Origin of the sequence: Phenylobacterium sp. J367, assembly GCF_024699985.1 — a bacterium.
In the GTDB taxonomy this organism is placed as follows: domain Bacteria; phylum Pseudomonadota; class Alphaproteobacteria; order Caulobacterales; family Caulobacteraceae; genus Phenylobacterium.
Genome location: NZ_JAJONA010000001.1, coordinates 3228430 through 3249016, shown reverse-complemented (window position 1 = coordinate 3249016; position 20587 = coordinate 3228430). Strand labels below are relative to the sequence as shown.

At 68.3% G+C, this 20587-nt stretch carries 18 protein-coding genes and 1 pseudogene; 10 read left to right on the top strand and 9 right to left on the bottom strand.

Annotated elements, in window-relative coordinates; translation table 11 throughout:
* The 3 genes from LRS04_RS17415 to LRS04_RS17405 all read right to left on the bottom strand — a co-directional run bounded on the left by LRS04_RS17415 (position 1) and on the right by LRS04_RS17405 (position 3642).
* Positions 1 to 1275 (bottom strand): CoA transferase, encoded by a 1275-nt coding sequence (locus LRS04_RS17415; RefSeq protein ID WP_257817421.1) that lies wholly within the window; start codon positions 1273 to 1275, stop codon positions 1 to 3.
* 1 nt (position 1276) lies between these two features.
* Positions 1277 to 2218: an acyl-CoA dehydrogenase family protein gene (locus LRS04_RS17410; protein WP_257817420.1), complete on the bottom strand. Its 942-nt coding sequence runs from the start codon at positions 2216 to 2218 to the stop codon at positions 1277 to 1279.
* A gap of 224 nt (positions 2219 to 2442) precedes the next feature.
* Positions 2443 to 3642, bottom strand: coding sequence for an acyl-CoA dehydrogenase family protein (locus LRS04_RS17405; protein WP_257817419.1), 1200 nt, complete (start codon positions 3640 to 3642; stop codon positions 2443 to 2445).
* Between the two features lie 209 nt (positions 3643 to 3851).
* Here LRS04_RS17405 and LRS04_RS17400 point away from each other — a divergent pair, with 209 nt between their 5' ends.
* Together LRS04_RS17400 and LRS04_RS17395 are read left to right on the top strand one after the other, a co-directional pair.
* A complete protein-coding gene (locus LRS04_RS17400; RefSeq protein ID WP_257817418.1) occupies positions 3852 to 4547 on the top strand; it encodes a nitroreductase in 696 nt (231 codons plus the stop codon).
* Between the two features lie 246 nt (positions 4548 to 4793).
* Complete coding sequence (locus LRS04_RS17395) at positions 4794 to 5300, top strand: recombinase family protein (RefSeq protein WP_374576599.1); 507 nt, start codon at positions 4794 to 4796, stop codon at positions 5298 to 5300.
* Between the two features lie 3 nt (positions 5301 to 5303).
* Here the strand turns inward: LRS04_RS17395 and LRS04_RS17390 are convergent, their stop codons facing one another.
* Positions 5304 to 6113 carry a hypothetical protein gene (locus tag LRS04_RS17390; protein WP_257817416.1) on the bottom strand — a complete coding sequence of 270 codons (810 nt, stop codon included), beginning with the start codon at positions 6111 to 6113 and terminating at the stop codon, positions 5304 to 5306.
* On the opposite strand from LRS04_RS17390, the gene LRS04_RS17385 reads away from it, so the two are divergent.
* Positions 6112 to 7389 (top strand): tyrosine-type recombinase/integrase, encoded by a 1278-nt coding sequence (locus LRS04_RS17385; RefSeq protein WP_257817415.1) that lies wholly within the window; start codon positions 6112 to 6114, stop codon positions 7387 to 7389. The two genes, LRS04_RS17390 and LRS04_RS17385, sit on opposite strands and share 2 nt — an antisense overlap.
* A 435-nt stretch (positions 7390 to 7824) precedes the next feature.
* Positions 7825 to 8907 carry a tetratricopeptide repeat protein gene (locus LRS04_RS17380; protein WP_257817414.1) on the top strand — a complete coding sequence of 361 codons (1083 nt, stop codon included), beginning with the start codon at positions 7825 to 7827 and terminating at the stop codon, positions 8905 to 8907.
* 27 nt (positions 8908 to 8934) lie between these two features.
* Here the strand turns inward: LRS04_RS17380 and LRS04_RS17375 are convergent, their stop codons facing one another.
* From LRS04_RS17375 to LRS04_RS17360, 4 genes are all read right to left on the bottom strand, one after another.
* On the bottom strand, positions 8935 to 11094 hold the full coding sequence (locus LRS04_RS17375) for a TonB-dependent receptor (RefSeq protein ID WP_257817413.1): 2160 nt from the start codon (positions 11092 to 11094) through the stop codon (positions 8935 to 8937).
* A 3-nt stretch (positions 11095 to 11097) separates the two neighbouring features.
* Positions 11098 to 12483 carry an MFS transporter gene (locus LRS04_RS17370; protein WP_257817412.1) on the bottom strand — a complete coding sequence of 462 codons (1386 nt, stop codon included), beginning with the start codon at positions 12481 to 12483 and terminating at the stop codon, positions 11098 to 11100.
* Complete coding sequence (locus LRS04_RS17365; protein WP_257817411.1) at positions 12476 to 12967, bottom strand: DUF3237 domain-containing protein; 492 nt, start codon at positions 12965 to 12967, stop codon at positions 12476 to 12478. The genes LRS04_RS17370 and LRS04_RS17365 overlap by 8 nt, the downstream gene beginning before the upstream one ends.
* A 97-nt stretch (positions 12968 to 13064) precedes the next feature.
* Entirely contained in the window at positions 13065 to 13415 is a 351-nt protein-coding gene (locus LRS04_RS17360; RefSeq protein ID WP_257817410.1) for a cytochrome c, read from the bottom strand.
* A 146-nt stretch (positions 13416 to 13561) separates the two neighbouring features.
* Between LRS04_RS17360 and fdhD the strand changes: the two genes are divergently transcribed.
* The 3 genes and pseudogenes from fdhD (at position 13562) to LRS04_RS17345 (ending at position 17426) form a co-directional block, all read left to right on the top strand.
* Positions 13562 to 14389: a formate dehydrogenase accessory sulfurtransferase FdhD gene (fdhD, locus tag LRS04_RS17355; RefSeq protein WP_257817409.1), complete on the top strand. Its 828-nt coding sequence runs from the start codon at positions 13562 to 13564 to the stop codon at positions 14387 to 14389.
* A pseudogene (locus tag LRS04_RS17350) lies at positions 14386 to 16654 on the top strand (FdhF/YdeP family oxidoreductase). Before fdhD ends, LRS04_RS17350 begins: the two are co-directional and overlap by 4 nt.
* A gap of 100 nt (positions 16655 to 16754) precedes the next feature.
* Complete coding sequence (locus LRS04_RS17345; RefSeq protein WP_257817408.1) at positions 16755 to 17426, top strand: TetR/AcrR family transcriptional regulator; 672 nt, start codon at positions 16755 to 16757, stop codon at positions 17424 to 17426.
* Here the strand turns inward: LRS04_RS17345 and LRS04_RS17340 are convergent.
* Positions 17423 to 17716 (bottom strand): helix-turn-helix domain-containing protein, encoded by a 294-nt coding sequence (locus LRS04_RS17340; RefSeq protein ID WP_257817407.1) that lies wholly within the window; start codon positions 17714 to 17716, stop codon positions 17423 to 17425. The two genes, LRS04_RS17345 and LRS04_RS17340, sit on opposite strands and share 4 nt — an antisense overlap.
* Positions 17717 to 17852: 136 nt before the next feature.
* Between LRS04_RS17340 and LRS04_RS17335 the strand changes: the two genes are divergently transcribed.
* From LRS04_RS17335 to LRS04_RS17325, 3 genes are read left to right on the top strand one after another with little or no spacing between them, the layout of a single operon-like run.
* A complete protein-coding gene (locus LRS04_RS17335) occupies positions 17853 to 18782 on the top strand; it encodes a Gfo/Idh/MocA family oxidoreductase (RefSeq protein WP_257819172.1) in 930 nt (309 codons plus the stop codon).
* Entirely contained in the window at positions 18782 to 19471 is a 690-nt protein-coding gene (locus LRS04_RS17330) for a 4-carboxy-4-hydroxy-2-oxoadipate aldolase/oxaloacetate decarboxylase (RefSeq protein ID WP_257817406.1), read from the top strand. Before LRS04_RS17335 ends, LRS04_RS17330 begins: the two co-directional genes overlap by 1 nt.
* A gap of 5 nt (positions 19472 to 19476) precedes the next feature.
* Positions 19477 to 20565, top strand: a complete 1089-nt coding sequence (locus LRS04_RS17325; protein ID WP_257817405.1) for a 4-oxalomesaconate tautomerase — start codon at positions 19477 to 19479, stop codon at positions 20563 to 20565.
* Positions 20566 to 20587: the final 22 nt, after the last annotated feature.

The following is a 20587-nucleotide window of genomic DNA, read 5'->3' as shown; positions in this document are numbered from 1 at the left end:
TTAATGACGTCCGCCCCCCATCGCGCCAAGGTAGGACGCCAGGCTCGCGCCGGCCCAGTAGGTCCCAAGCGACACCACTCGGACACCTTCCAGCGGCAGACCTCCCGATACGTCCACATCGATGGGGGAACGGCGCCGATCCCAACCAAGACCGTCGAGTGAGGCGCTTGCGGAGCCACGTGCGGAGCAAGGCCGCGTTATTCGCGCCGGCGTCCGCGATAGCCGCCACGGGAAGCCAGGATGTTCGAACGCAGCGTCATGGCTGGCGTCCCTTGCGAAGAAGGGTCTCGCCTGCCAGTGCGGGTCCGTGCGGATCGATGCCCCGTCGTGCAGCGGTACGGCTGGCACCCGCAGGGCCTGGAGCGCCTCGACGACCTCGATGATCCCGCGCTCCGACGTCCACGCCGCCACGCGGTCCTCGAAGGTTTGCCGATCGGCGCCGCCCTGCCGCAGTTCCTCTCGGAGCTCAACGAACTCGTCCGCGCCGACAAGCCGACATAAGCGCCGCCATTGTTCAGAATTGACCACGTTTATCCCGACCCAGCCGTCACGACACGGCTTGGTGCCCAGTAGCGTCGCTCTGGAAGTGCCTCGCCCAAGCTGAGCGAGCACGGACGCGGTCAAGGTCGGGAAGCACAAGGCCCCGTGCGCACACTCCAGAAGCGAGACATCGGCATCGACGCCCCTTCCGATGCGGCGCGCGGTGAGCAAGGCGGTGAGCGCGGCGGCGGCGACCCAACCGCCGGCGATGTATTCGTGCAGCCGCCCGCCCACCTGGGCGGGCGTCGGAACGCCCTCCCGCGCTTCGATCCAACCTGCAATCGCCTGCAAGAGGAAACCGTTCGGTGGATCCTCGGCGAACATCTGACCGAAGGCCGACAACCGGGCCACCACGAGCGCGGGATTGGCCGCTCTGAGCGTGTCCGGCGCCAGTCCCAGACGCTCCAACGTTCCCGCGCCAAGGTCTTCGATCAGGATGTCGACGCCGGCGACGAGCTCCAGCAGGCTCGACCTGAGCGCCTCCTCCCCTATGCACACCACTCGCTTATTGGCGTTCAGATGCACGAACAGCGCGCCGACCTCTTCACCGTCCGTCGCCGTGACAAGCGGCGCTTCCTTGCGTAACGGGTCCCCTGGGCTGATTTCGACCTTGACGACATCGGCACCCAGATCGGCGAGGAGACGGGATGCGTACGGAGCGGCGATGCCGCTTCCGAGCTCAAGAACCCGAACGTGCGCAAGCGCCCCGGCGGTTGGTTTAGCTTCCGCGTCCAAGTCAGGCGTCCAACAATGCGTTCGTGTCGGCCCGCGCCCGAACGGCCAGCAAACTGCCCAGACGGGCAAGGTGCCATTGGCTCGCGCCATTCGCGATCGCCTGATGCCGGGCGGCGGTCATGTAGCGGGCCAGCGGGTAATCCAGCAGCAATCCCATCCCACCATGCAGGTGGTTGGCCACCGCGAGGACGCGGGTGATGGCCTCCGACGCCCAGAACTTCGCGATCGATGCCTCGCGCTGCGCCGTCAGTCCGGCGCCCTGTCGCCAGGCCGCCTGAAGGGTCGCCAGCTTGGCTCCCTCGACATCGATGAACGCATCCGCGGCATGCATCGCCACAGCCTGGAAGGACGATAACGGTCGGCCGAACTGGAGGCGCTGGCTAGTGTAGGAGGCAGTCAGCCGCAGGGCGGCGTCGCCCAGGCCGACAAGAGTCGCGGCGCCGCCAACGAGCACCCGTTCCCACAGCCAAGCTCGGGCGTCTGGCGCCCCGGCGCCCGCTATTACCACGTCGGTGTGCGGGACGACCATGTCCCGCACCTCCAGCCGCGCTTCTGGAGCGCCGCTTGTGGTCGCCAGCGGTTGAACTGTGCAGCCGGCGGCCCTCGGTGACATCACGAAGAGAAGTCCGCCGCCTTCGGTCTCCGCGAACGCCAGCACGTCTTCCGCTTCGGCGCCAAAGGGCACGAAACTAAGCGCGCCGTCCAAGACCCAGTCGTTCCCTCGGCGCGCGGCCGCCAGTCCCGTCGGTCCGTCACCGCCATGACCATCGCCGACGCAAACGGTGACGATGCGTTGACCGGCGAGCCAGGATTGCAGACGCTCGGAGTTGATATGTGACCCCGCGTAGCGGTCGACGGCAGCGGCGGCCAGCATCGACTGCATGATCGGGGCGCGGGCGGCGGCCCGTCCCGCCGCTTCGAGCACCAGGCAGACCTCGACCATCCCGCCCCCTGACCGCCCGCCTCGGGTGAGACGCCGCAGGCGAGAAGTCCGGTCGATCCAAGGTCAGCCAACAGGGCGCGGTCGGGCCACTCACCACCCATCGATCCTGGCGTCGGGGCGCGCGAAGCCAGCACCTTCTCGGCGAGGTCGCGAATGGCGACTTGCAGTTCGGTCAGTTCAAAATCCACTGTCCTCGCCCCTTGCGCTCATTGCTCTCTGTGAATTCACCTCGACGCGCGTGCCATCCCAAGCGCCCGCGTCGCGATCATCTCTCGTTGGATGTCGTTGTTGCCGCCCCCGAAGGTGCCAACTACCACGGCGCGATAGGCATGTTCGAGCCGCCCGCTCAGCACCGCTCCGGGCGATCCCTCCACCAGGCAACCCGCACATCCGACCACCTCAAGCATCAACTTGCAGACCTCGATGAGGGTCTCAGTCCCGAACACGTTCGCGGCCGAAGCGTCGCCAGGCGCCGGTTCCTGGCCGGGTCCAGACCGGGAAACCATGCGCCAGTTGAAAAGGGTCATGACCTGCAGGCGCGCGTCCACCCTTGCTAAGGTCAATTGAACCCAAGGCAGATCGATGAGGACGCCGCCGCCGGGCGCGGGGGCCTGCGCACACCATCGCCTGACGTCCGCAGCCAGTTCGACGGCCCAGCCGCCTGCGGCCGCCAGCACGACACGTTCCTGGTTCAGCTGTCTGGTGATGAGCTCCCAGCCTGCGTTTTCCGGCCCAATGCGGTTCGCAGCCGGAACCACGACGTCGTCAAAGAACGTCGCCACCGTGCCGCGCGTAGTGTTGGTGCGCGTACCCCCTTCGGCAGCTGTCGGGAAAGGCGACCAGGTGAACCCCGGCGTCGTGGTGGGGACAATGAAGATGGACAGGCCCCTGTGCTTCGGCGCCATAGGGTCGGTTCGCGCCGCGAGCCATATGAAGTCGGCGGCATCGCCTCCCGATGTGAAGATCTTGCGCCCGTTGATCACGTAGGTCTCGCCGTCGCGGACGGCCGCAGTCTTTAGTGACGCGAGATCGGTGCCGGCGTCCGGTTCGGTATAGCCGACGGCATAGTCGGCATCACCGGAGAGGATCGGCGGCAGGTGCCGCTGCTTCTGCTCCGGCGTGCCATAGCGCATGATCGTGGGCCCGACCGTGTTCAGCGCCAGCATTGGCAGGGGAACGCCGGCTCGCTTGGCCTCATCGAAGAACACGAACTGTTCGGCCGCCGATCGCCCCTGACCGCCGAATTCCTCGGGCCAACCTATGCCGAGCCAACCGTCGGTGCCGATCCGCCTGACGATTTCGCGCGCGCGCCCCGCACGCAGCGACTCCACGTCGCCGGTTGGCAGCTCTGCGAGAAGATCTCGGAAGTAGGCCTTGAGCTCAGAACTGAGCGCTTCAAGCTCCGGTGTGTAGGCGATATGCACCAAGCGCCTCCGAGCAGACCTATTCGTCCGATGACCCGTCGGCGGGTGGCGACCGACGACCACTCTGCGACTAGGCGCCTTTGGACGCGCACGCCAGCTTCAATGGGATATGGCCGGGATAGGACGCCGCAATGGCGGCGAGCCGGAATCGGGCATGCCGCGCGGGTGGTGCCGAGCGATATTGCGGTCGCCCAGAAGCAACGGTACCCATGTCTGATCCTGCCCAATTCCCCGGTGCCTCAAGCTGCGACACCTTCGAAAGCGTCCTCAACAGTCGATACAGTTGCCGCGCATTTCGGCCCGAGCCGCTCGAGCGCGCCCTGATTGAACGCATTCTTTCGCTCGCGCAGCGCACGCCGTCTTGGTGCAATGCGCAGCCCTGGCAGGTCGCGATTACCTCAGGCGCTGGCACGGAACGCTTGAGAGAAGGCTTCCTTGAAGGCGCAGGGGGCGCGCGACGAAGCGACCTACCCTTTCCGGAGACGTACGTCGGGGTCTACAAGGAACGCCGACGCGCCTGCGGCCTCCAGCTGTACGAAAGCGTGGGGGTAGGCGGCGATCGGCAAGCTTCCGCTAAGCAGTCCCTCGAGAACTACCGCCTGTTCGGCGCGCCGCACCTGGCTGTGGTGACGACTGACCGCAGTCTCGGCGTCTACGGCGTTTTGGATTGCGGCGCCTACGTGACGACCTTCTTGCTGGCGGCGCGCAGCCTGGGCGTGGCCGCCATCGCTCAGGCCGCCCTCGTTTCCCAAAGCGACTTCCTGCGCAGGGCGCTTCGATTGCAGGATGATCGTGTTCTCGTCTGCGGCATCTCCTTCGGTCTCGAGGAAGAGACGCATCCGGCGAATGCCTTCCGGACTCCCCGCGAAGAGATCGCGAATGTCGTCCAATGGATGGACGCCTGAAGCTTCGCGTCACCATGACTTGGACACACGAAGTCGCCGTGACGACGGCCTACAAATCTGCCGCCGCTGACGACGTGTCGCACAAATCCTAAGTTCTGCGACAGCAGGGCACACATTATATACTAGACGGCATCGGTCGTCGCAAAAGTCGGTCGCGATAACGCGTGACAACGCGACAACTTATGCGACTCTATTCTGATGTTGATCGGTTACGCGAGGGTCTCGACGGAAGACCAGCACCTTCACATGCAGCGCTCCATCCTGACGGCCGCCGGCTGCACGCGGATTTTCGAGGAGAAGATCTCCGGAGCTTCGCGAGCCCGACCGGAGCTTGAACGGATGCTCGATCATCTCAGACCCGAAGACGTTGTTGTCGTCGGCCGACTGGACAGACTCGCCCGCTCGACTCGCGACCTGCTCGACATTGCGGATCGGCTGCAGCGTGCGAGCGCTGGGCTGAGGTCACTGGCCGAACCTTGGGCCGACACCACCTCCCCCGCAGGCCGGATGATCCTGACCGTCTTTGCGGGGATCGCGGAGTTCGAGCGCAGCTTGATCCTGGAAAGAACCAGCAGCGGCCGGCGGGCGGCTCGGGATCGCGGTGTTCAGTTTGGACGGCCTAAGGCGATCGGCGACGCGCAATGGGCACACTTCGAGCAGCAGATCCGAAGCGGCGCCATGTCCGCCAAGGACGCTGCTGCTCTTCTTGGTGTGAACCGTGCGACGGTGTATCGCCGGCTCGGAGCGGGTTGATCGCTAGGGCAACGAGGCGAGTTGAGCGGCCGACTCCAGATGTTCCTCGTCCAGGAGCACGGAGAGTTCCTGAACGTCCGGCGCAGGGCCGTTCCGGAGCGAGTACGGACCGGTGACGATCGCGAGTTCGCCCAGTTGAGGCGGAGTGCGGTGGAGCGAGCTGCGAAGTGCGGCGAGTCCCCGCAAGAGCGCATCATTCACGCTCAAATGTGAACTCGGGTCACTGTAGACGATCTCCTCGGCCCGATCACGAAGCTCAACCCGGTAGAAATATTGGCCCGCGAGGCTCTTCCGCGGTCGCTGAAGCCAAAGCGGCATCCCGAACACTTGATCCCAGGCCTTTTCGTACGTGGCCCCCGCATCAGCAGGGAGAGACATCAAGCCGTCCCGCCTCGTCCAGCGCCCAGCTTGTCGTATGGCCGGCGCCACGAAGTGGAGCTCCGCATGGCCGAAGCAGGAAAACTCGCGATTGAGCGACTCCATGAACTGTTGAGCCGGCGCACCTCGCGTGTCGAAGACCACTTTGTTCTGGCCGGACAGGAACCGCAGGCTCGTGATGCCCCAACGACGACGCCAATCGCCGGCCATCATGTGGCTGAGCGGCTGGCTTGGGACGACGAACTGCTCAAAGGAGCCGAGATCCTGCGCTTTCTTAGGGGCTGCGAGGCTCGCGAACTGCTCGTAGGTAAGCCGTTTGGTCCATTCGGAGGGCTGGCTGATGACCTCTGAGCCAACACTCGAGGATGACACTCCCCTGCCTTTGACCCAAGCTGTTCGGCGGTTGAGGACAAAGTACCCGCTGACCATCTCCATGCTCCGAACGGAGATCCGCAAGGGCCGATTGACGCCGGCAGAGGTCGCCGGGAAGTTCTTCGTCACGCCCGCTCAGATCCGAGAGCTGTTCAACCCATGCCCCGCCGCGCCAAAGGCCCCCCGCCTCTACCTCAAGCAGCGCGAGGGCCGCGAAGCCGTCTGGATCATCCGAGACGGTCAATATGAGCGTAGCACAAGCTGCGGCGCTGACTGCGCTGGACAGGCTGAGGTCGAGCTCGCGAACTACATCCTCAGCAAGACCACCCGAGCCGCCGTCGAGGACGCGCGCCGCAACAGTGACCCCTCTAAGGTCGGCCTCGCGGAAGTCATAGCGCTGTACCTGGACGAGCGCGCCCCAAAGCGCGCGACCGACAAGGCGACAACCGCGGGCTTCTTCTCCCACCTGCTGGCCTGGTGGGGCGACAAGACTATTGCCGACGTGAAGCGCTCCACCTGCCACGCCTACATCAACCACCGAACGTCCATGCCGGACGCGCGCTACAAGGACCCTGCGACGGCGCCCCGCGTCTCGGAGCAGACCGCCGCGCGCGAGCTGGACGACCTGTCGGCCGCGATCGGCTACTGGAACGGCGAGGACACCCTCATCAGCCGGCCGAAGATCAGCAAGCCCGAGAAGCCGGAAAGCCCGCGTGAGGCGCTGACGCGCTCCGAGGCTGCTGCGCTACTTAAGGCGGCGCTGGGCTATCGGAAGACTGACAAGGGTTGGGTGAAACTCAGCGGGTCCGCCAGGGCCAACCGCGCGCACCTGCGCCGCTTCATCCTAATCGGCCTCTACACCGGCACCCGGCATAGCGCGATCCGCGCCCTGCTGTGGGAGGAGAGCCTACATCAGGCCTGGGTCGATCTGGACAAGGGGATGATCTACCGGCGCGGGCGCGGCGAGCGCGAGACGACGAAGCGTCGGCCGGTCGTTAAGCTGCCGCCTCGCCTGCTGGCCCATATGCGGCGCTGGCGCGAGATGGACGCGGCGGATGAGCCGCGGCCGGTCACCGTGCTGCATCATGGCGGGCGACCGCTGGCCGGGAAAATACGCACGGGCTTCGAGGGCTGCGTGCGCGATGCGGGCCTCTCGCCAGAGGTCACGCCCCACTGGATGCGCCACTCGGCGGCGACGTGGCTCATGGAAGGCGGGGCCGATATGTGGACGGCGGCGGCCTACCTCGGGATGACCGTCGCGACGCTTGAGAAGCATTACGGCCATCACAGGCCGGATCACCAGGCCGGGGCTGTGCGGGCGATTGGAGGGAAGCGGTGACCTACGCGGTGTTCTGTGACGACCGGAAGCGCACGGTCACGTTCCACTCGACCATCATTTGTCGCGGGCTCGGGCGCGCTGAGCCGCATCAGGCAGGAGGTCCCCGGGGAGTGCGCCGTTTCGAGCGGGAGGAGGAAGCTGAGGCATTCGCCGAACGGTCGCGGGCAGCCTACCGCATCTCCGCTATTCGGCGCTGCAAGGTGTGCTGCTGACGCGCCCCAGAAATGCCCCAGGAACGGTCGGAATCCGCGTGAACAAAAGGTGCCAATCTGGGGCGGGATGACCCCGCTCCCCGAGGGAAGGACCGTGAATGCTCTTCGTTCACACCGAGGGGGTCACAGGTTCAATCCCTGTCGCATCCACCATTCCTCCCCCACCAACGCCGGCGCCTCCCGTGCGCCTCGCGGCCCTAGCTCAGCCGGGGCGGTGAAACCGATGCCGGATCCTTTCCAGGAAGCTCTGGCCCGCCACCGCGCCGGCGATCTGGTCGGCGCCGAACGGGCCTATCGCGCCGCGCTCGCCGCCGGGCCGAACGTCAACGCCCTCGGCAACCTCGGCCTCCTGCTGTGGCGCACCGGCCGCCTCGAGGAGGCGGAGGCGACGCTGCGCGCGGCCGCCGAGGCCGCGCCCGAGATGGCGGCGCTGCACTACAACCTGGGGCGCTTCCTCCACAGCGTCGAGCGTTTCCCGGAGGCCGAAGCCCGGCTGCGCGAGGCGATCCGTCTCGACCCCGGCCTGCCAAACGCGCGGCTGGATCTGGGCAACCTCCAGCTCGCGATGGGCCAGCTCTCCGAAGGCTGGGCGCTGTTCGAGGAGCGGCCGGAACGGCGGAACAGCCCCGCCCGGCAGCTCCCCTTCCCGGAATGGCGGGGCGAGGACCTGGCCGGCAAGCGGCTCCTCGTCTGGCGGGAACAGGGTCTGGGGGATCAGATCTTCGCCGCCCGGTTCCTCCAGGGCACCGGCGCCGCCTCGGTCACGCTCGCCACCCTGCCGTCATTGAGCAGACTCCTGGCGCCGCTGGTCGACGACGTCATGCTCGCCGTGGGCGATGTCTTCTTCGGCCAGCATGACTACTGGGCGCTGCCCCTGTCGCTGCCGCGCTGGGCCGCCGCCGCCCAGGCCCCCTACCTCCACGGCTCGCCCCGCCGGTCCGGGCGCATCGGCGTCGTGTGGCGCGGAAATCCGCGTCCCGATCCCGGCCGATCCCTCGACCCGGCGCAGGCCGCGCGTCTGCTGGCGCTCCCCGGGGCGATCTGCCTTCACCCGGAGGATACCGGCGCCCGGGATCTGCAGGACACCGCCGACCTGATCGCCGGACTGGATGTCGTCGTGACCATCGACACCTCGGTCGCCCACCTGGCCGGCGCCATGGGCAAGCGGACGATCGTCCTCCTGCAGCGCTACTGCTCCGACTGGCGGTGGACGCTGGACTGGTATCCGTCGGTCGAGATCATCAAGCAGCCGACGCCGGGGGACTGGGCGGCCGTCGTGGACGCGGTGGCCGCCCGGCTCGGCTGAGCGCCGACGGGCGGCCACCGCGTCCGTCTACATCCTCCAGACCAGCGTGACGCCGTACGTCTTCGGCGGCGCATAGGGGACCAGCACCTGACGGTAGGGCGCGAACGCCGTCACGTAGGTCGCCACGAGCTCGTCCGTCAGGTTCTTGCCCCAGGCCGCCACCTGCCAGCGCTTGTCGGGCGAAGTCAGCGAAACGCGCGCGTCCACATTGATGTATCCCTCCTGTTTCTGCGTCGGGATGTTCGAGGCCTCGAAGTACATGTGCGCCTGGTTGGTGTAATCGACGCGCCCCAGGACGCCCCACTCCGCGATGTCGAAGCTATACTGGGCGCCGAGGTGAAGCTTGTCCTTGGGCGAGCGCGGCAGGTCGTTCCCCGTGAAGTTGGCCGTGGCGCCATTGGCGAAGCTGGTGAACTTGGCGTCCAGATAGCCGTAGGCGGCCTCCAGTTGCAGGCCGGCGAGCGGGCGGGCGATCAATTCCACCTCGACCCCGTCGATCTCCGCGGTCGCAGCATTGCCGACGACCACACAGCACAGGGGCACCAGTTGCGAGACCTGCAGGTCCTCGTAATCAGTATGGAAGACCGATAGGTTCACCTGCAGGCGCTTGTCCAGCCATTGCGTCTTGGCGCCGCCCTCATAGCTCCAGGCGTACTCGGGATCGTACGGCGTTGACTGGCTGGAGGCCGTGCCGGCGATGCCCTGGAAGCCGCCGCTCTTGAAGCCGCGCGTGGCCGACGCATAGATCAGCGCGTCCGGCGTCACCTGCCAATCCACCGCGAACCGCGGTGTCAGGGCGCTCCAGTCCTCCTTCGCCCGCACGTCGTAGTCGCCGCCGAGCGGCGGCGGCATGCCGGGGCCGGACACCTTGCGGCCGATGAAGTGGCCTGACTTCTCCTCCCAGGTCTGGCGCAGGCCGGCGGTCACCGTCAGTTCGTCGGTCACGCTGAAGCTCGCCTGTCCGAACAGCGCGAAGCTCTTGGCCAGCACGTCCTGCGGATAGGTGGCGACGCCCGTCTGGGCCGGCGCCGGGAAGTCCTGGCGCAGATCCTCGATCCGGAAGTTGTCCTCGCGGAGATAATAGGCTCCGACCTGTCCCCGCAGGCGCCCGTCCATGGCGTCGAAGGCCAGCCGCAGCTCCTGACTGAACTGGTCGTTCTTCTCGTGGTCCGTCTGGGTGGACTCGATCTGATTCGGCGGATTCACCGGGTTGGAGAAGAAGGGAATGCGGACGTTGGTCGTCACCGCGCGATAGCCTGTGATGGACGTCAACGTCCCCAGCGCCGTCGTCCAGTTCACCTCGCCCCGGTAGGTCTGCAGCCAGCGGCGCGTGTAGCCGTCGGTGTAGGCGTTCATGATGCGAGGGTCGGGGTTGACGCCGACACAATGGACGCCGCCCCGGAGGGTGGGGTCGCAGATGTTGTCACGCGGGTTGCCGCGCTGGTCCTGCTCGGTGAAATCAGCCGCCAGGACGATGTCGAGATCGTCGCTCGGCAGGAAGCGCAGCGCCAGGGCCGCGGTGCGCAGATCCTGGTCGTTCACATCGTGACCGGTGGTCTCGTTGAACTCGTAGCCGTCGCGGAACTTCAGCGAACCACCGGCCGAAAGATAGACACTGTCACTCAGCGGCACGTTGCCCCGGACGCTGAGGGTGCGGCGGTCGAAATTGCCCAGTCCGCCCTCAACCCGCAGGCGGGTGTCATTCGACGGCTTTCGGCTGACGTACTGGATCAGGCCGCCCACGGCGTTCTTGCCGAACAGCGTGCCCTGGGGACCGCGCAGGACTTCCACGCGCTCGAGGTCCATCGCATCGACGTCGGGCGTGCCGCCGCGGCCGGCGTAGACGCCGTCGACGAAGACGACCACCGAGGCGTCGCCGCCCGCGTTCTGACTGATGCCGTAGGCCGAGCCGATGCCGCGGATCGCGAAGTTCGGCTGGATCGGATCCACCTGGCCGGCGCTGAAGCCCGGGGTGCGGATGGCGATGTCCTGCAGGGTCTCGATCGACTGCCGTTCGAGGGCGGCGCTGCCGAAGGCCGTCACCGCGATCGGAACCTGCTGAATATTCTCCTCGACCCGCTGGGCGGTGACGACGAGTTCGGAAACCTCCGCATCCTGAGCTGCGGACGGGCTGGCCAGAGCCATGGCCAGGGCCGCCCATGAGACGCCGCCAATGAGATGTCGCACCATTCAAGCCTCCCCTTGCTCCCCGTCTCGCTCGCGGGGCGTTCCGGATAGGCTACACGATATTCCATAGATTGCTAAGCATTCTGCTCGGCCGCCTCCACGGCGCGGGCGAAGGGTTTGAGGCCGGCGCTCAGGATGATCGCCGAGATCGGCAGGGCGACCGCGGTGACGATGGCCAGTCCATAGCGGAGGGCCTCCGGGCGGCCGAAGATGAGCTCGGTCACCAGGGCGATCGCGGTCGGACCAAGGCCCAGGCCAATGAGGTTGGCGACGAGGAAGTAGAGCGCGACCATCCGGGCCCTCAGGCGGTTCGGCGTGATCATCTGAAGGGCGGGCGCCTGCGACGCCGCCGTGGATCGTGCCGACCAGCATCGCCACGACCATCATCCACAGCGCCAGCCCCGCCGTGGGCGCGAGCGCCATTCCAACGAAGAGCGGCAGGAGCAGGATGGCGTTGAGGCGGATCACCCGAAGGTGGGCGTCCTTGAACCCGCGGCGGTAGAGGCGGTCGGCCAGCCAGCCGCCGATCAGCAGGCCCGCCGCGCCGCAGGTGGCGGTCGCCACGCCGAACCAGAGCCCCGCTTCAGGCACCGGCATCGCGTAGGTGCGATGCAGGAACTGCGGGATCCAGGCCATGGCGCCGTACATCACGAGCGCGATCAGTGACATGCCGCCGAAATGCGACGCGATCGCCGCGGGATGGGACCGGAGGAACGCCACGAACTCACCGCGGGCGGTCTTCGATGCGTCGCCCTGGCGCGGCGGCTCGCGCACCGTCAGCGCCACCAGAAGGGCGACGAGCAGGCCCGGCAGGCCGACCCATAGGAACGTCAGCCGCCAGGGCGCGAGCTCGCCGACGATCGGCAACGCCACCGGCGGCCCTTCGGTGACGATCTTCACGACGAGCGAGCCCGCCATCAGCGCAATGCCCGAGCCGAGCGGCACGCCGATCGAATAGACCGCCATGGCCCGCCCCAGCTTCTCCCGCGGGAAGTAGTCGCCCAGCATGGAGTACACGGCCGGGGACAGCGTCGCCTCGCCGACGCCCACGCCGATCCGGGCCAGGAAGAGGCCCACATAGCCGCGCGCCAGGGCGCATGCGGCGGTCATGAGGCTCCAGGCCGCGATGCCGGCCACGATCAGGCCGCGGCGAGGACGACGGTCGGCGACCCAACCCAGCGGTATCCCGAGCGCGCTGTAGAAGATCGCGAACGCGAACCCCATCAGGAGGCTCATCTGGGTGTCGCTGATGCCCAGGTCGGCCTTGATCGGGCCCACGAGCAGGCTGAGGATCATCCTGTCGATGAACGACAGCGTGTAAGCCAGCAGCATGACGCCCACGACATACCAGGCGTAGGCCGGAGAGGCGGGCCGCGCCGCGCTACTCAAGGCCGAAGATCCTGTAGCGGACGCCCTTGGCGGTCCGTCGGCCGGTTCCGACCGCCACCAGGGCGTTCAGCCAGCCATACCGCTCATCGGCGGTCTCGAAGGTCGGCTGGATCCGGAAGTAGTAGCTGTCTTCCGGAAGGCCTTCGACCTGCGCCGGATCGCGGAAGGCGGGCAGCACCTCCGCCGGGATCACCAGCCGCCCGCCGTATGTCACGTAGATTTGCGCGCCGTCGTGGGTCTCCCAGATCGAGCGGACGTCGATCAGCGTCAGGGCCGACCCGTCTGGGCCCGCTCCAAGTTCCGACCAGTCGCCGCCGCCCGGCAACACCTCACCTCGCAGGCGTTCGCCATCGACGGCGCCGCCGGCGATGTAGCTAACCCGACGGTTGCGGAACGGCGAGCGGCCGAGCGCCAGCGGCGCGCCGTCCTCGAGCCGGATATCGACCGTGCACAGCGGCCGCGCTCTGAGCGCACCTGTTTCCACGACTGCCTCCCGAATTTGCTTAGAACTCTACATATTCGGGGCCCCTGGGAAGCTGTCGCGTCGCCCGTTGTCCGCGTGCTCCCGCGCGACGGGCGCTTCAGCGGACCCGGATGGGCGGTTTCGGGAGCGAGGTCTCCTGGCGCGACTGAATGCTGCGGAGGTAGTGGATCATCGAGATCACCTCGTCCGGGGCGAAGCGGAATTCGGGCATCGCGGGATGGCCTGTGAGGATGCCCTCGGCCAGCGCCTCGCCGAGCGCCTCCACGTCATAGCGGAGGTGCAGGTCGCGGAAGGCGGGCGCGCCTCTGTACTTGCTCGCGTCGGTCCGACCTGTGGCGTGGCACATGCCGCAGTTGCGCTCGGCGAGCGCACGGCCCCGCTCGACTTCCTGCGCGGCGTCCGAAAGGGCCGCCGCCGGGTAGGCGACCAAGGCCAGGAGGACTCCCATCGCGAACGCGGTCCTTCGAACGGTCATCTCGGGTCTGCTCCGATACGATCGACTTGAACTGTGCCACGCCCGTCGACGGAGCCCTTGATCCAGCGCAATCGCGCCTGGCTGGCGCCCCAGGCCGATCAGGGTGCTATGCTGTCCTGATGGCTGACGACCTTCCGCTCGCGTCCCTCGCCGCCCCGGCGGTAGCGGTCGCCCTGACCGGACGCGAATGGCGGACCGACGGCTCGCGGGCCGCCGTCGAGCGCGCCGCGCCCGAGGAGACGGCGGTCGCCATCTCCTACGACGGCCGGCCCCATACCGTGCTCATGGCGACGCCCGCCGACCTGGACGACCTCGCACGGGGCTTCACCGTCACGGAGGCCATCGCCAGCGCCGACCAGATCGAGAATGTCGCCCTGGAGGTCGTCGCCGACGGCGTCCTGGCCGACGTCCGGCTGTCGCCCGGCGCCCGGCGCAAGCCCGCCCGGCCCCGCACCCTGGAAGGCCGGTCGAGCTGTGGCCTTTGCGGGGTCCAGCGGCTACAGGACGCGATCCGTCCCCTGCCCGCCGCCCCGGAAGGCTGCACGTTCCGCCCTGAAGCCGTGCAGGCCGCCACGGCCGCGCTGAGCGCAGAGCAGACGCTGGGCCGCCTCACCAGGGCCACCCATGCCGCCGCCTTCGCCGACGCCGAGGGCCGTCTCCGCCTCGTGCGCGAGGACGTCGGCCGCCACAACGCCCTCGACAAGCTGGCCGGCGGCCTCTTGGCCCGGCGGATCGACGCCGCCCAGGGGTTCGTGGTGGTCACCAGCCGCTGTTCCTTCGAGATGGTCGAGAAGGCCGTCCGCCTGGGCGCGCCGATGATCGTCGCCGTCTCCGCGCCCACGGCCCTGGCCATCAGCCGCGCCGAAGCCTCGGGCCTCACCCTCGTGGCCCTGGCCCGCGACGACGGCCATACGGTGTTCAGCCGCCCGGATCGGCTCGCGTCATGAGCCGCAAGCCGATCAAGGGCCTGCGCCCCTACGACCTGCCGGCCGGCGGCTGGGGGGCCCTCAAGGCGGTCGGCGTCGCGCTAGAGGACCAGCATGTGGTCGTCGAGGGCGCCAAGACCCTGCTGCGCGCCAACCAGCCCGAGGGCTTCGACTGCCCCCGGCTGCGCCTGGCCCGATCCCAAGCACACCTCGTCCTTCGAGTTCTGCGAGAACGGCGCGAAGGCGGTCGCCTGGGAGGCCACCCGCAACCGCGCCACGCCGGAGCTTTTCGCCGCCCACACCCTCGCCGAGCTCCGGACCTGGACCGATCACGCGCTCGAGGACGCCGGCCGCCTCACCCATCCGATGGCCTACGATCCGGCCAGCGACCGCTACCTGCCGGTGACCTGGGACGAGGCCTTCGCCCGCGCCGCCGACGGCCTGCGCCGCCTCGACCACCCGGACCAGGCCGCCTTCTACGCCTCCGGCCGGGCCTCCAACGAGGCGGCCTTCCTCTACCAGCTGCTCGGCCGCCGGTTCGGGACCAACAACTTCCCCGACTGCTCGAACATGTGCCACGAGCCGACGAGCGTTGCGCTGCCCCTGTCCATCGGCGTCGGCAAGGGCACGGTCACGCTCGACGACTTCGACGAAGCCGACCTGATCCTCAGTTTCGGCCACAACCCCGGCACCAACCATCCGCGGATGATGGCGACGCTCCGGTCCGCCGCCCGCCGCGGCGCGCCGATCCTGGTGTTCAATCCGCTGAAGGAGCGAGCCCTCGAACGCTTCGCCTCGCCGCAGGACCCGGTGGAGATGGCGACCCTGTCATCCACCCCAATCGCCTCGCGCTACTACCAGCTCCGCATCGGGGGCGACGCCGCCTTCGTCCAGGGGATGATGAAGGCGCTGGTGGCCCGCGACGACGCCGGCGAACCGGTGCTCGACCACGACTTCCTCGCCGAACACACCGCAGGCTTCGACGCGCTGGCCGCCCAGCTGCGCGCCGCCGACTGGGCCGAGCTGGAGACCGAGGCCGGCGCCGCCCGCGCCGAGATGGAGGACGCCGCCCGCCGCTATGCGGGCGCCAGCCGCGTCATCCTCTGCTACGGCATGGGGATCACCCAGCACCTGGGGTCGTCATCCACCGTCCAGCAGCTCGCCAACCTCCTCCTGCTGCGCGGCAACATCGGGCGGCCGGGCGCCGGCATCTGCCCGCTGCGCGGCCATTCCAACGTCCAGGGCGATCGCACCGTCGGCCTCTGGGAGAAGCCGTCGGAGGCCTTCCTCGCCGCCATGGACCGGGTGTTCGGCTTCGCCTCCCCGCGCGCCCACGGCCACACGGTCGTGGACTCCATCGCCGCCCTCGAGCGCGGCGAGGTGCGGTTCTTCATGGGCCTCGGCGGCAACTTCGCGGTCGCCGCGCCGGACCCCGGCCGGACGTTCGGCGCGCTGGCCCGCGCCGACATGACGGTCCATGTGGCGACCAAGCTCAACCGCACGCACCTGTTGCCGGGCCGCGAGAGCCTGCTGCTCCCTTGCCTCGGCCGCACCGAGGTGGACGTACAGGCCGGTGGCCGCCAGGCGGTGACGGTCGAGGACTCCATGTCCATGGTCCACGCCTCGAGGGGCCTGAACGCGCCGGCCTCATCCGAACTGCGCTCGGAGGTGGCCATCGTCGCCGGCATCGGCGCGGCGCTGTTCGGCGAGAAGGACCCCGTGGACTGGGCGGCGCTGACCGCCGACTACGACCGCATCCGCGACCTGATCGAGGCCGTGCTGCCCGACCTCTTCGCCGGCTACAACGAACGCATCCGCGTCCCCGGCGGCTTCCGCCTGCCGATCCCCGCCTCCGAGCGGACGTGGAAGACCGCCAGCGGCCGGGCGAACCTGATCCCGCGCACCAGCGAGAACGCCAACCCGGCCCTGCCACCCGGCGTCCTGCTGCTGACCACCGTCCGCAGCCACGACCAGTACAACACCACCATCTACGGCCAGGACGACCGCTACCGCGGCGTGTTCGGCCGCCGGGACGTGATCTTCGCCAATCCCGAGGACCTGGCCGCCCTGGGCCTTGCCGAGGGCGACCGCGTCGACGTGGAGGCCGCCTCGGGCGGCCGGTCCATACATGGCTTCATCGTCGCGCCCCGGGACATGCCGCGCGGCTGCGCGGCCGCCTACTATCCCGAGGCGAACGCCCTCGTCGGCCTCGACGACCACGACCGGGCGAGTGGCACGCCGGCCTACAAGTCGATCCCCGTCCGGCTCAGGCCCGCCCCTGGCTAGGCGGCAGGTTACCGCCGATGCGACGGTTCGCGTATTACTGACTCGCAGTTGTTGCGGTGTGGGGGGCGAGCGCGTGTCGGGTCGATCTGTGAAGTCCGGCGTGAAGCACGAGGCCGCCGAGCCCCGCGCGCCCGCGCGTCAGGCCAAGGAGAAGACGCGGACCAACGACCCCGACCGCACCAAGGCCAACATCCTCGAGGTCGCCACCCACGAGTTCTCCGAGAAGGGCCTCTCCGGCGCCCGCATCGACGAGATCGCCGAGCGCACCCGCACCTCGAAGCGGATGATCTACTACTACTTCGAGAGCAAGGAGGGCCTCTACCGGGCGGTTCTTGAGGACAGCTACCGTCGCATCCGCAACATCGAGTCGACCCTCGACCTGGAGAGCAAGCCGCCCCTGGAGGCGCTGGCCCAGCACGTGCGCTTTACCTTCGACCACCAGCTCGCCAACACCGACTTCATCCGCCTGGTGATGGTGGAGAACATCCACCACGGGGAGCACATCGCCCAGCTCTCCAAGACCCAGCAGGAGAGCATGGGGGCCATCGACACCCTGCGTGGCATCGTCGAGCGCGGCATCAAGGACGGGGTGATGCGCAAGGACCTCGATCCCATCGACCTGCACATGTCGATCAGCGCGCTCTGCTTCTTCAACGTCGCCAACCGGCACACCTTCTCAACCATCTTCAAGGTCGACATGGAGTCCCCCGCCGCGACCGCCGCGCGCCGGGAGTCGGTGACCGAGATGATCCTCCGGTTCGTGGCCGCCTAGGCGGCCCGGCCGCCGACCTCCGACCCGTGCGCTTCCAGGCGGCGGATCACCTGGGCGAAGAGGCTGGCGGGCTCCACGCCGATCGCGCGGGCGATGTGATAGAACTCCAGGGTGTCCACCCGACGCTGTCCGCATTCGATCCGCGCCACATGCGAATGGCTCTTGCCCAGCCGCTCGGCGAGATCGCGCTGGCTGACGCCGGACTTACGACGCGCCTCCAGCAGGGCCTCGCGCAACAGCCGGTACTCGTCGCTGAAAACGGGGTTGGGCCGGCGGCAGCTTAACGTCATGATCGCCTCCCAGCGGACGCCTGTTAGACGCCTGTTGGACGCCTGCGTAAAACGGACTATCCAGTTTGTCCATTCTTGCGTAACACGCCGGCGGACGTTCGGTGACTCTGAGGGAGATGCGCCTGTGAAAGTGGTGATGGCCGGCCAAGGTGCGTTTGGAATCAAGCACCTGGAAGCAATGCAGAAGATCGACGGCATCGAGGTCGTTAGCCTCGCCGGCGGCAGCCCGGACTCCACCAAGGACGTCGCCGAGCGCTTCAAGATTCCCCACTGGACGACCGATCTCGGAGAGGCGCTCGCCCAGCCCGGCGTCGACGCCGCCATCCTCGCGACCCCGACCCAGATGCACGCCGCCCAGGCGATCCAATGCCTGGAGGCCGGCAAGCACGTGCAGGTCGAGATCCCCATGGCCGACAGCCTGGCCGACGCCGAGCGCCTGGCCGCCGTCGCCGCCAAGAGCAACAAGGTGGCAATGGCCGGCCACACCCGGCGTTTCAACCCGTCCCATCAGTGGATCCACAAGAAGATCCAGGCCGGCGAGCTGAAGCTCCAGCAGATGGACGTCCAGACCTACTTTTTCCGCCGCAAGAACCTGAATGCGCTGGGCCAGCCGCGCTCCTGGACCGACCATCTGCTCTGGCACCACGCCGCCCACACGGTGGATCTCTTCGCTTACCAGGCCGGCGAGCCGATCATCGCCGCCCGCGGCATGCAGGGCCCGATGCACCCCGAGCTCGGCATCGCCATGGACATGTCGATCCAGATGAAGGTGGCCTCCGGCGCCATCTGCACCCTGTCGCTCTCCTTCAACAACGACGGGCCGCTCGGCACCTTCTTCCGCTACATCTGCGACAACGGCACCTACATCGCCCGCTACGACGACCTGGTGGACGGCAAGGAACAGCCGATCGACGTGTCGAAGGTGGACGTCTCCATGAACGGCATCGAGCTCCAGGACCGGGAGTTCTTCGCCGCGATCCGTGAGGGCCGCGAGCCCAACGCCTCGGTCGCCCAGGTGCTGCCCGCCTACCAGACCCTCGACGTCATCGAGAAGAGCCTGATCTGATGCCCCTCGTCGTCCGCAACATCCCGCGCGCCGACTCCGGCGTCATCGACGCCCTGGCCGGCTATGGCGTGGCCACGGTCCACGAGGCCCAGGGCCGCATCGGTCTCCTGGCCGCCTACATGCGCCCGATCTACCAGCCGGCGGCCATCGCCGGCTCGGCGGTGACCTGCTCGGTGGCCCCCGGCGACAACTGGACGATCCATGTGGCGGTGGAGCAGTGCAAGGCCGGCGACATCCTCGTCGTCGCCCCCACCTCCCCCTGCGAGGACGGATACTTCGGCGACCTGCTCGCCACCTCGCTGAAGGCGCGCGGCGTCCGCGGCCTGATCATCGACGCCGGCGTCCGCGACGTGGCCGTGCTCACCGAGATGGGCTTCCCCGTCTGGTCGAAGGCGATCTACGCCCAGGGGACCGTCAAGGAGACGCTCGGCGACGTGAACCTGCCGATGGTCTGCGCAAACGCCCTGATCAACCCGGGCGACGTGATCGTCGCCGACGACGACGGGGTCTGCGTGGTCCGCCGCGCCGACGCCGCCAAGGTCGCCGAGGCGGCCGCCAAGCGCGAGGCCAACGAGGGCGACAAGCGCGCCCGCTTCGAGGCCGGCGAGCTCGGCCTCGATATCTACGGCATGCGCGAGCGCCTGGCCGAGAGAGGCCTGAAGTACGTCGACGAGCCGCCGAAAGGCTGAGGCCCATGACCCAGACGGCGATCCCCTGCACGGTGATGCGCGGCGGCACCTCCAAGGGCCTCTACTTCAAGCTCTCGGACCTGCCCGAGGACATTGCGACCCGCGACGCCGTCCTGCTGGCCGCCATGGGCTCCCCCGACCCGCGCCAGATCGACGGCATGGGCGGCGCCCACCCCCTGACCAGCAAGATCGCCGTAGTCGGGCCGTCGACCCATCCCGACGCCGACGTGGACTATCTGTTCCTGCAGGCCGTGGTGGACGAGGCGCGGATCGACGCCGGCCAGAACTGCGGCAACCTGCTGGCTGGGGTCGGCCCCTTCGCCATCGAGGAGGGCCTGCTCACCCCGAAGGACGGGGTGACGAACGTCCGCATCAACATGCTGAACACCGACAGCCTGGCGGTGGCCGCGATCCAGACCCCGGGCGGCCAGGTCCGTTACGACGGCGAGGCGCGGATCGACGGCGTGCCGGGAACCGCCGCCCCCATCCCCATCGACTTCCTGGACGTGGCCGGCTCGTCGTGCGGGGCCCTGCTTCCGACCGGCGCCGCCCGCGACGTGGTCGACGGGATCGAGCTCACCGCCATCGACAACGGCATGCCCGTGGTCGTCATGCGCGCAAGCGACTTCGGCAAGACCGGCTACGAGACGCCCGAGGAGCTTGAGGCCGACGCCGAACTCAAGGCCCGCGTCGAGGCCATCCGGCTGCAGATCGGCCCGCGCATGAACCTCGGCGACGTGACCAAGAAGACGGTGCCCAAGATGTGCCTCATCGCGCCCGCCCAGCACGGCGGCGCGGTCTGCACCCGCAACTTCATCCCGCACCGGGTCCATGAGGCGATCGGCGTGTTCGGCGCCGTCAGCGTCGCCACCGCCTGCGTCCTGCCGGGCTCGGTGGCCGACGGCGTCGCGAAGATCGCCGATCCAAGCTCCATCGATGTCGAACATCCCACCGGCTTCTTCACCGTCGCCATGGAGACGGCGCTGGAAGGCGGCGAACTCAAGGTCCGCCGCGCCGCCCTGCTGCGCACCGCGCGCCGCCTGATGCGCGGTGAGGTCTATGTGCCAGCGTCGGTGTGGGACGGCTCGCGGTGATGGCGGCGGTGACCCTTGCCTT

Bases quoted from the DNA above. Each gene is read 5' to 3' on its own strand.
- LRS04_RS17335 (WP_257819172.1), top strand. From the start codon at position 17,853: ATGGCCGGCCAAGGTGCGTTTGGAATCAAGCACCTGGAAGCAATGCAG.
- LRS04_RS17400 (WP_257817418.1), top strand. From the start codon at position 3,852: ATGTCTGATCCTGCCCAATTCCCCGGTGCCTCAAGCTGCGACACCTTC.
- LRS04_RS17385 (WP_257817415.1), top strand. From the start codon at position 6,112: ATGCTCCGAACGGAGATCCGCAAGGGCCGATTGACGCCGGCAGAGGTC.
- LRS04_RS17330 (WP_257817406.1), top strand. From the start codon at position 18,782: ATGCCCCTCGTCGTCCGCAACATCCCGCGCGCCGACTCCGGCGTCATC.
- LRS04_RS17340 (WP_257817407.1), bottom strand. From the start codon at position 17,716: ATGACGTTAAGCTGCCGCCGGCCCAACCCCGTTTTCAGCGACGAGTAC.
- LRS04_RS17410 (WP_257817420.1), bottom strand. From the start codon at position 2,218: ATGGTCGAGGTCTGCCTGGTGCTCGAAGCGGCGGGACGGGCCGCCGCC.
- LRS04_RS17390 (WP_257817416.1), bottom strand. From the start codon at position 6,113: ATGGAGATGGTCAGCGGGTACTTTGTCCTCAACCGCCGAACAGCTTGG.
- LRS04_RS17395 (WP_374576599.1), top strand. From the start codon at position 4,794: ATGCAGCGCTCCATCCTGACGGCCGCCGGCTGCACGCGGATTTTCGAG.
- LRS04_RS17360 (WP_257817410.1), bottom strand. From the start codon at position 13,415: ATGGGAGTCCTCCTGGCCTTGGTCGCCTACCCGGCGGCGGCCCTTTCG.
- LRS04_RS17325 (WP_257817405.1), top strand. From the start codon at position 19,477: ATGACCCAGACGGCGATCCCCTGCACGGTGATGCGCGGCGGCACCTCC.
- fdhD (WP_257817409.1), top strand. From the start codon at position 13,562: ATGGCTGACGACCTTCCGCTCGCGTCCCTCGCCGCCCCGGCGGTAGCG.
- LRS04_RS17380 (WP_257817414.1), top strand. From the start codon at position 7,825: ATGCCGGATCCTTTCCAGGAAGCTCTGGCCCGCCACCGCGCCGGCGAT.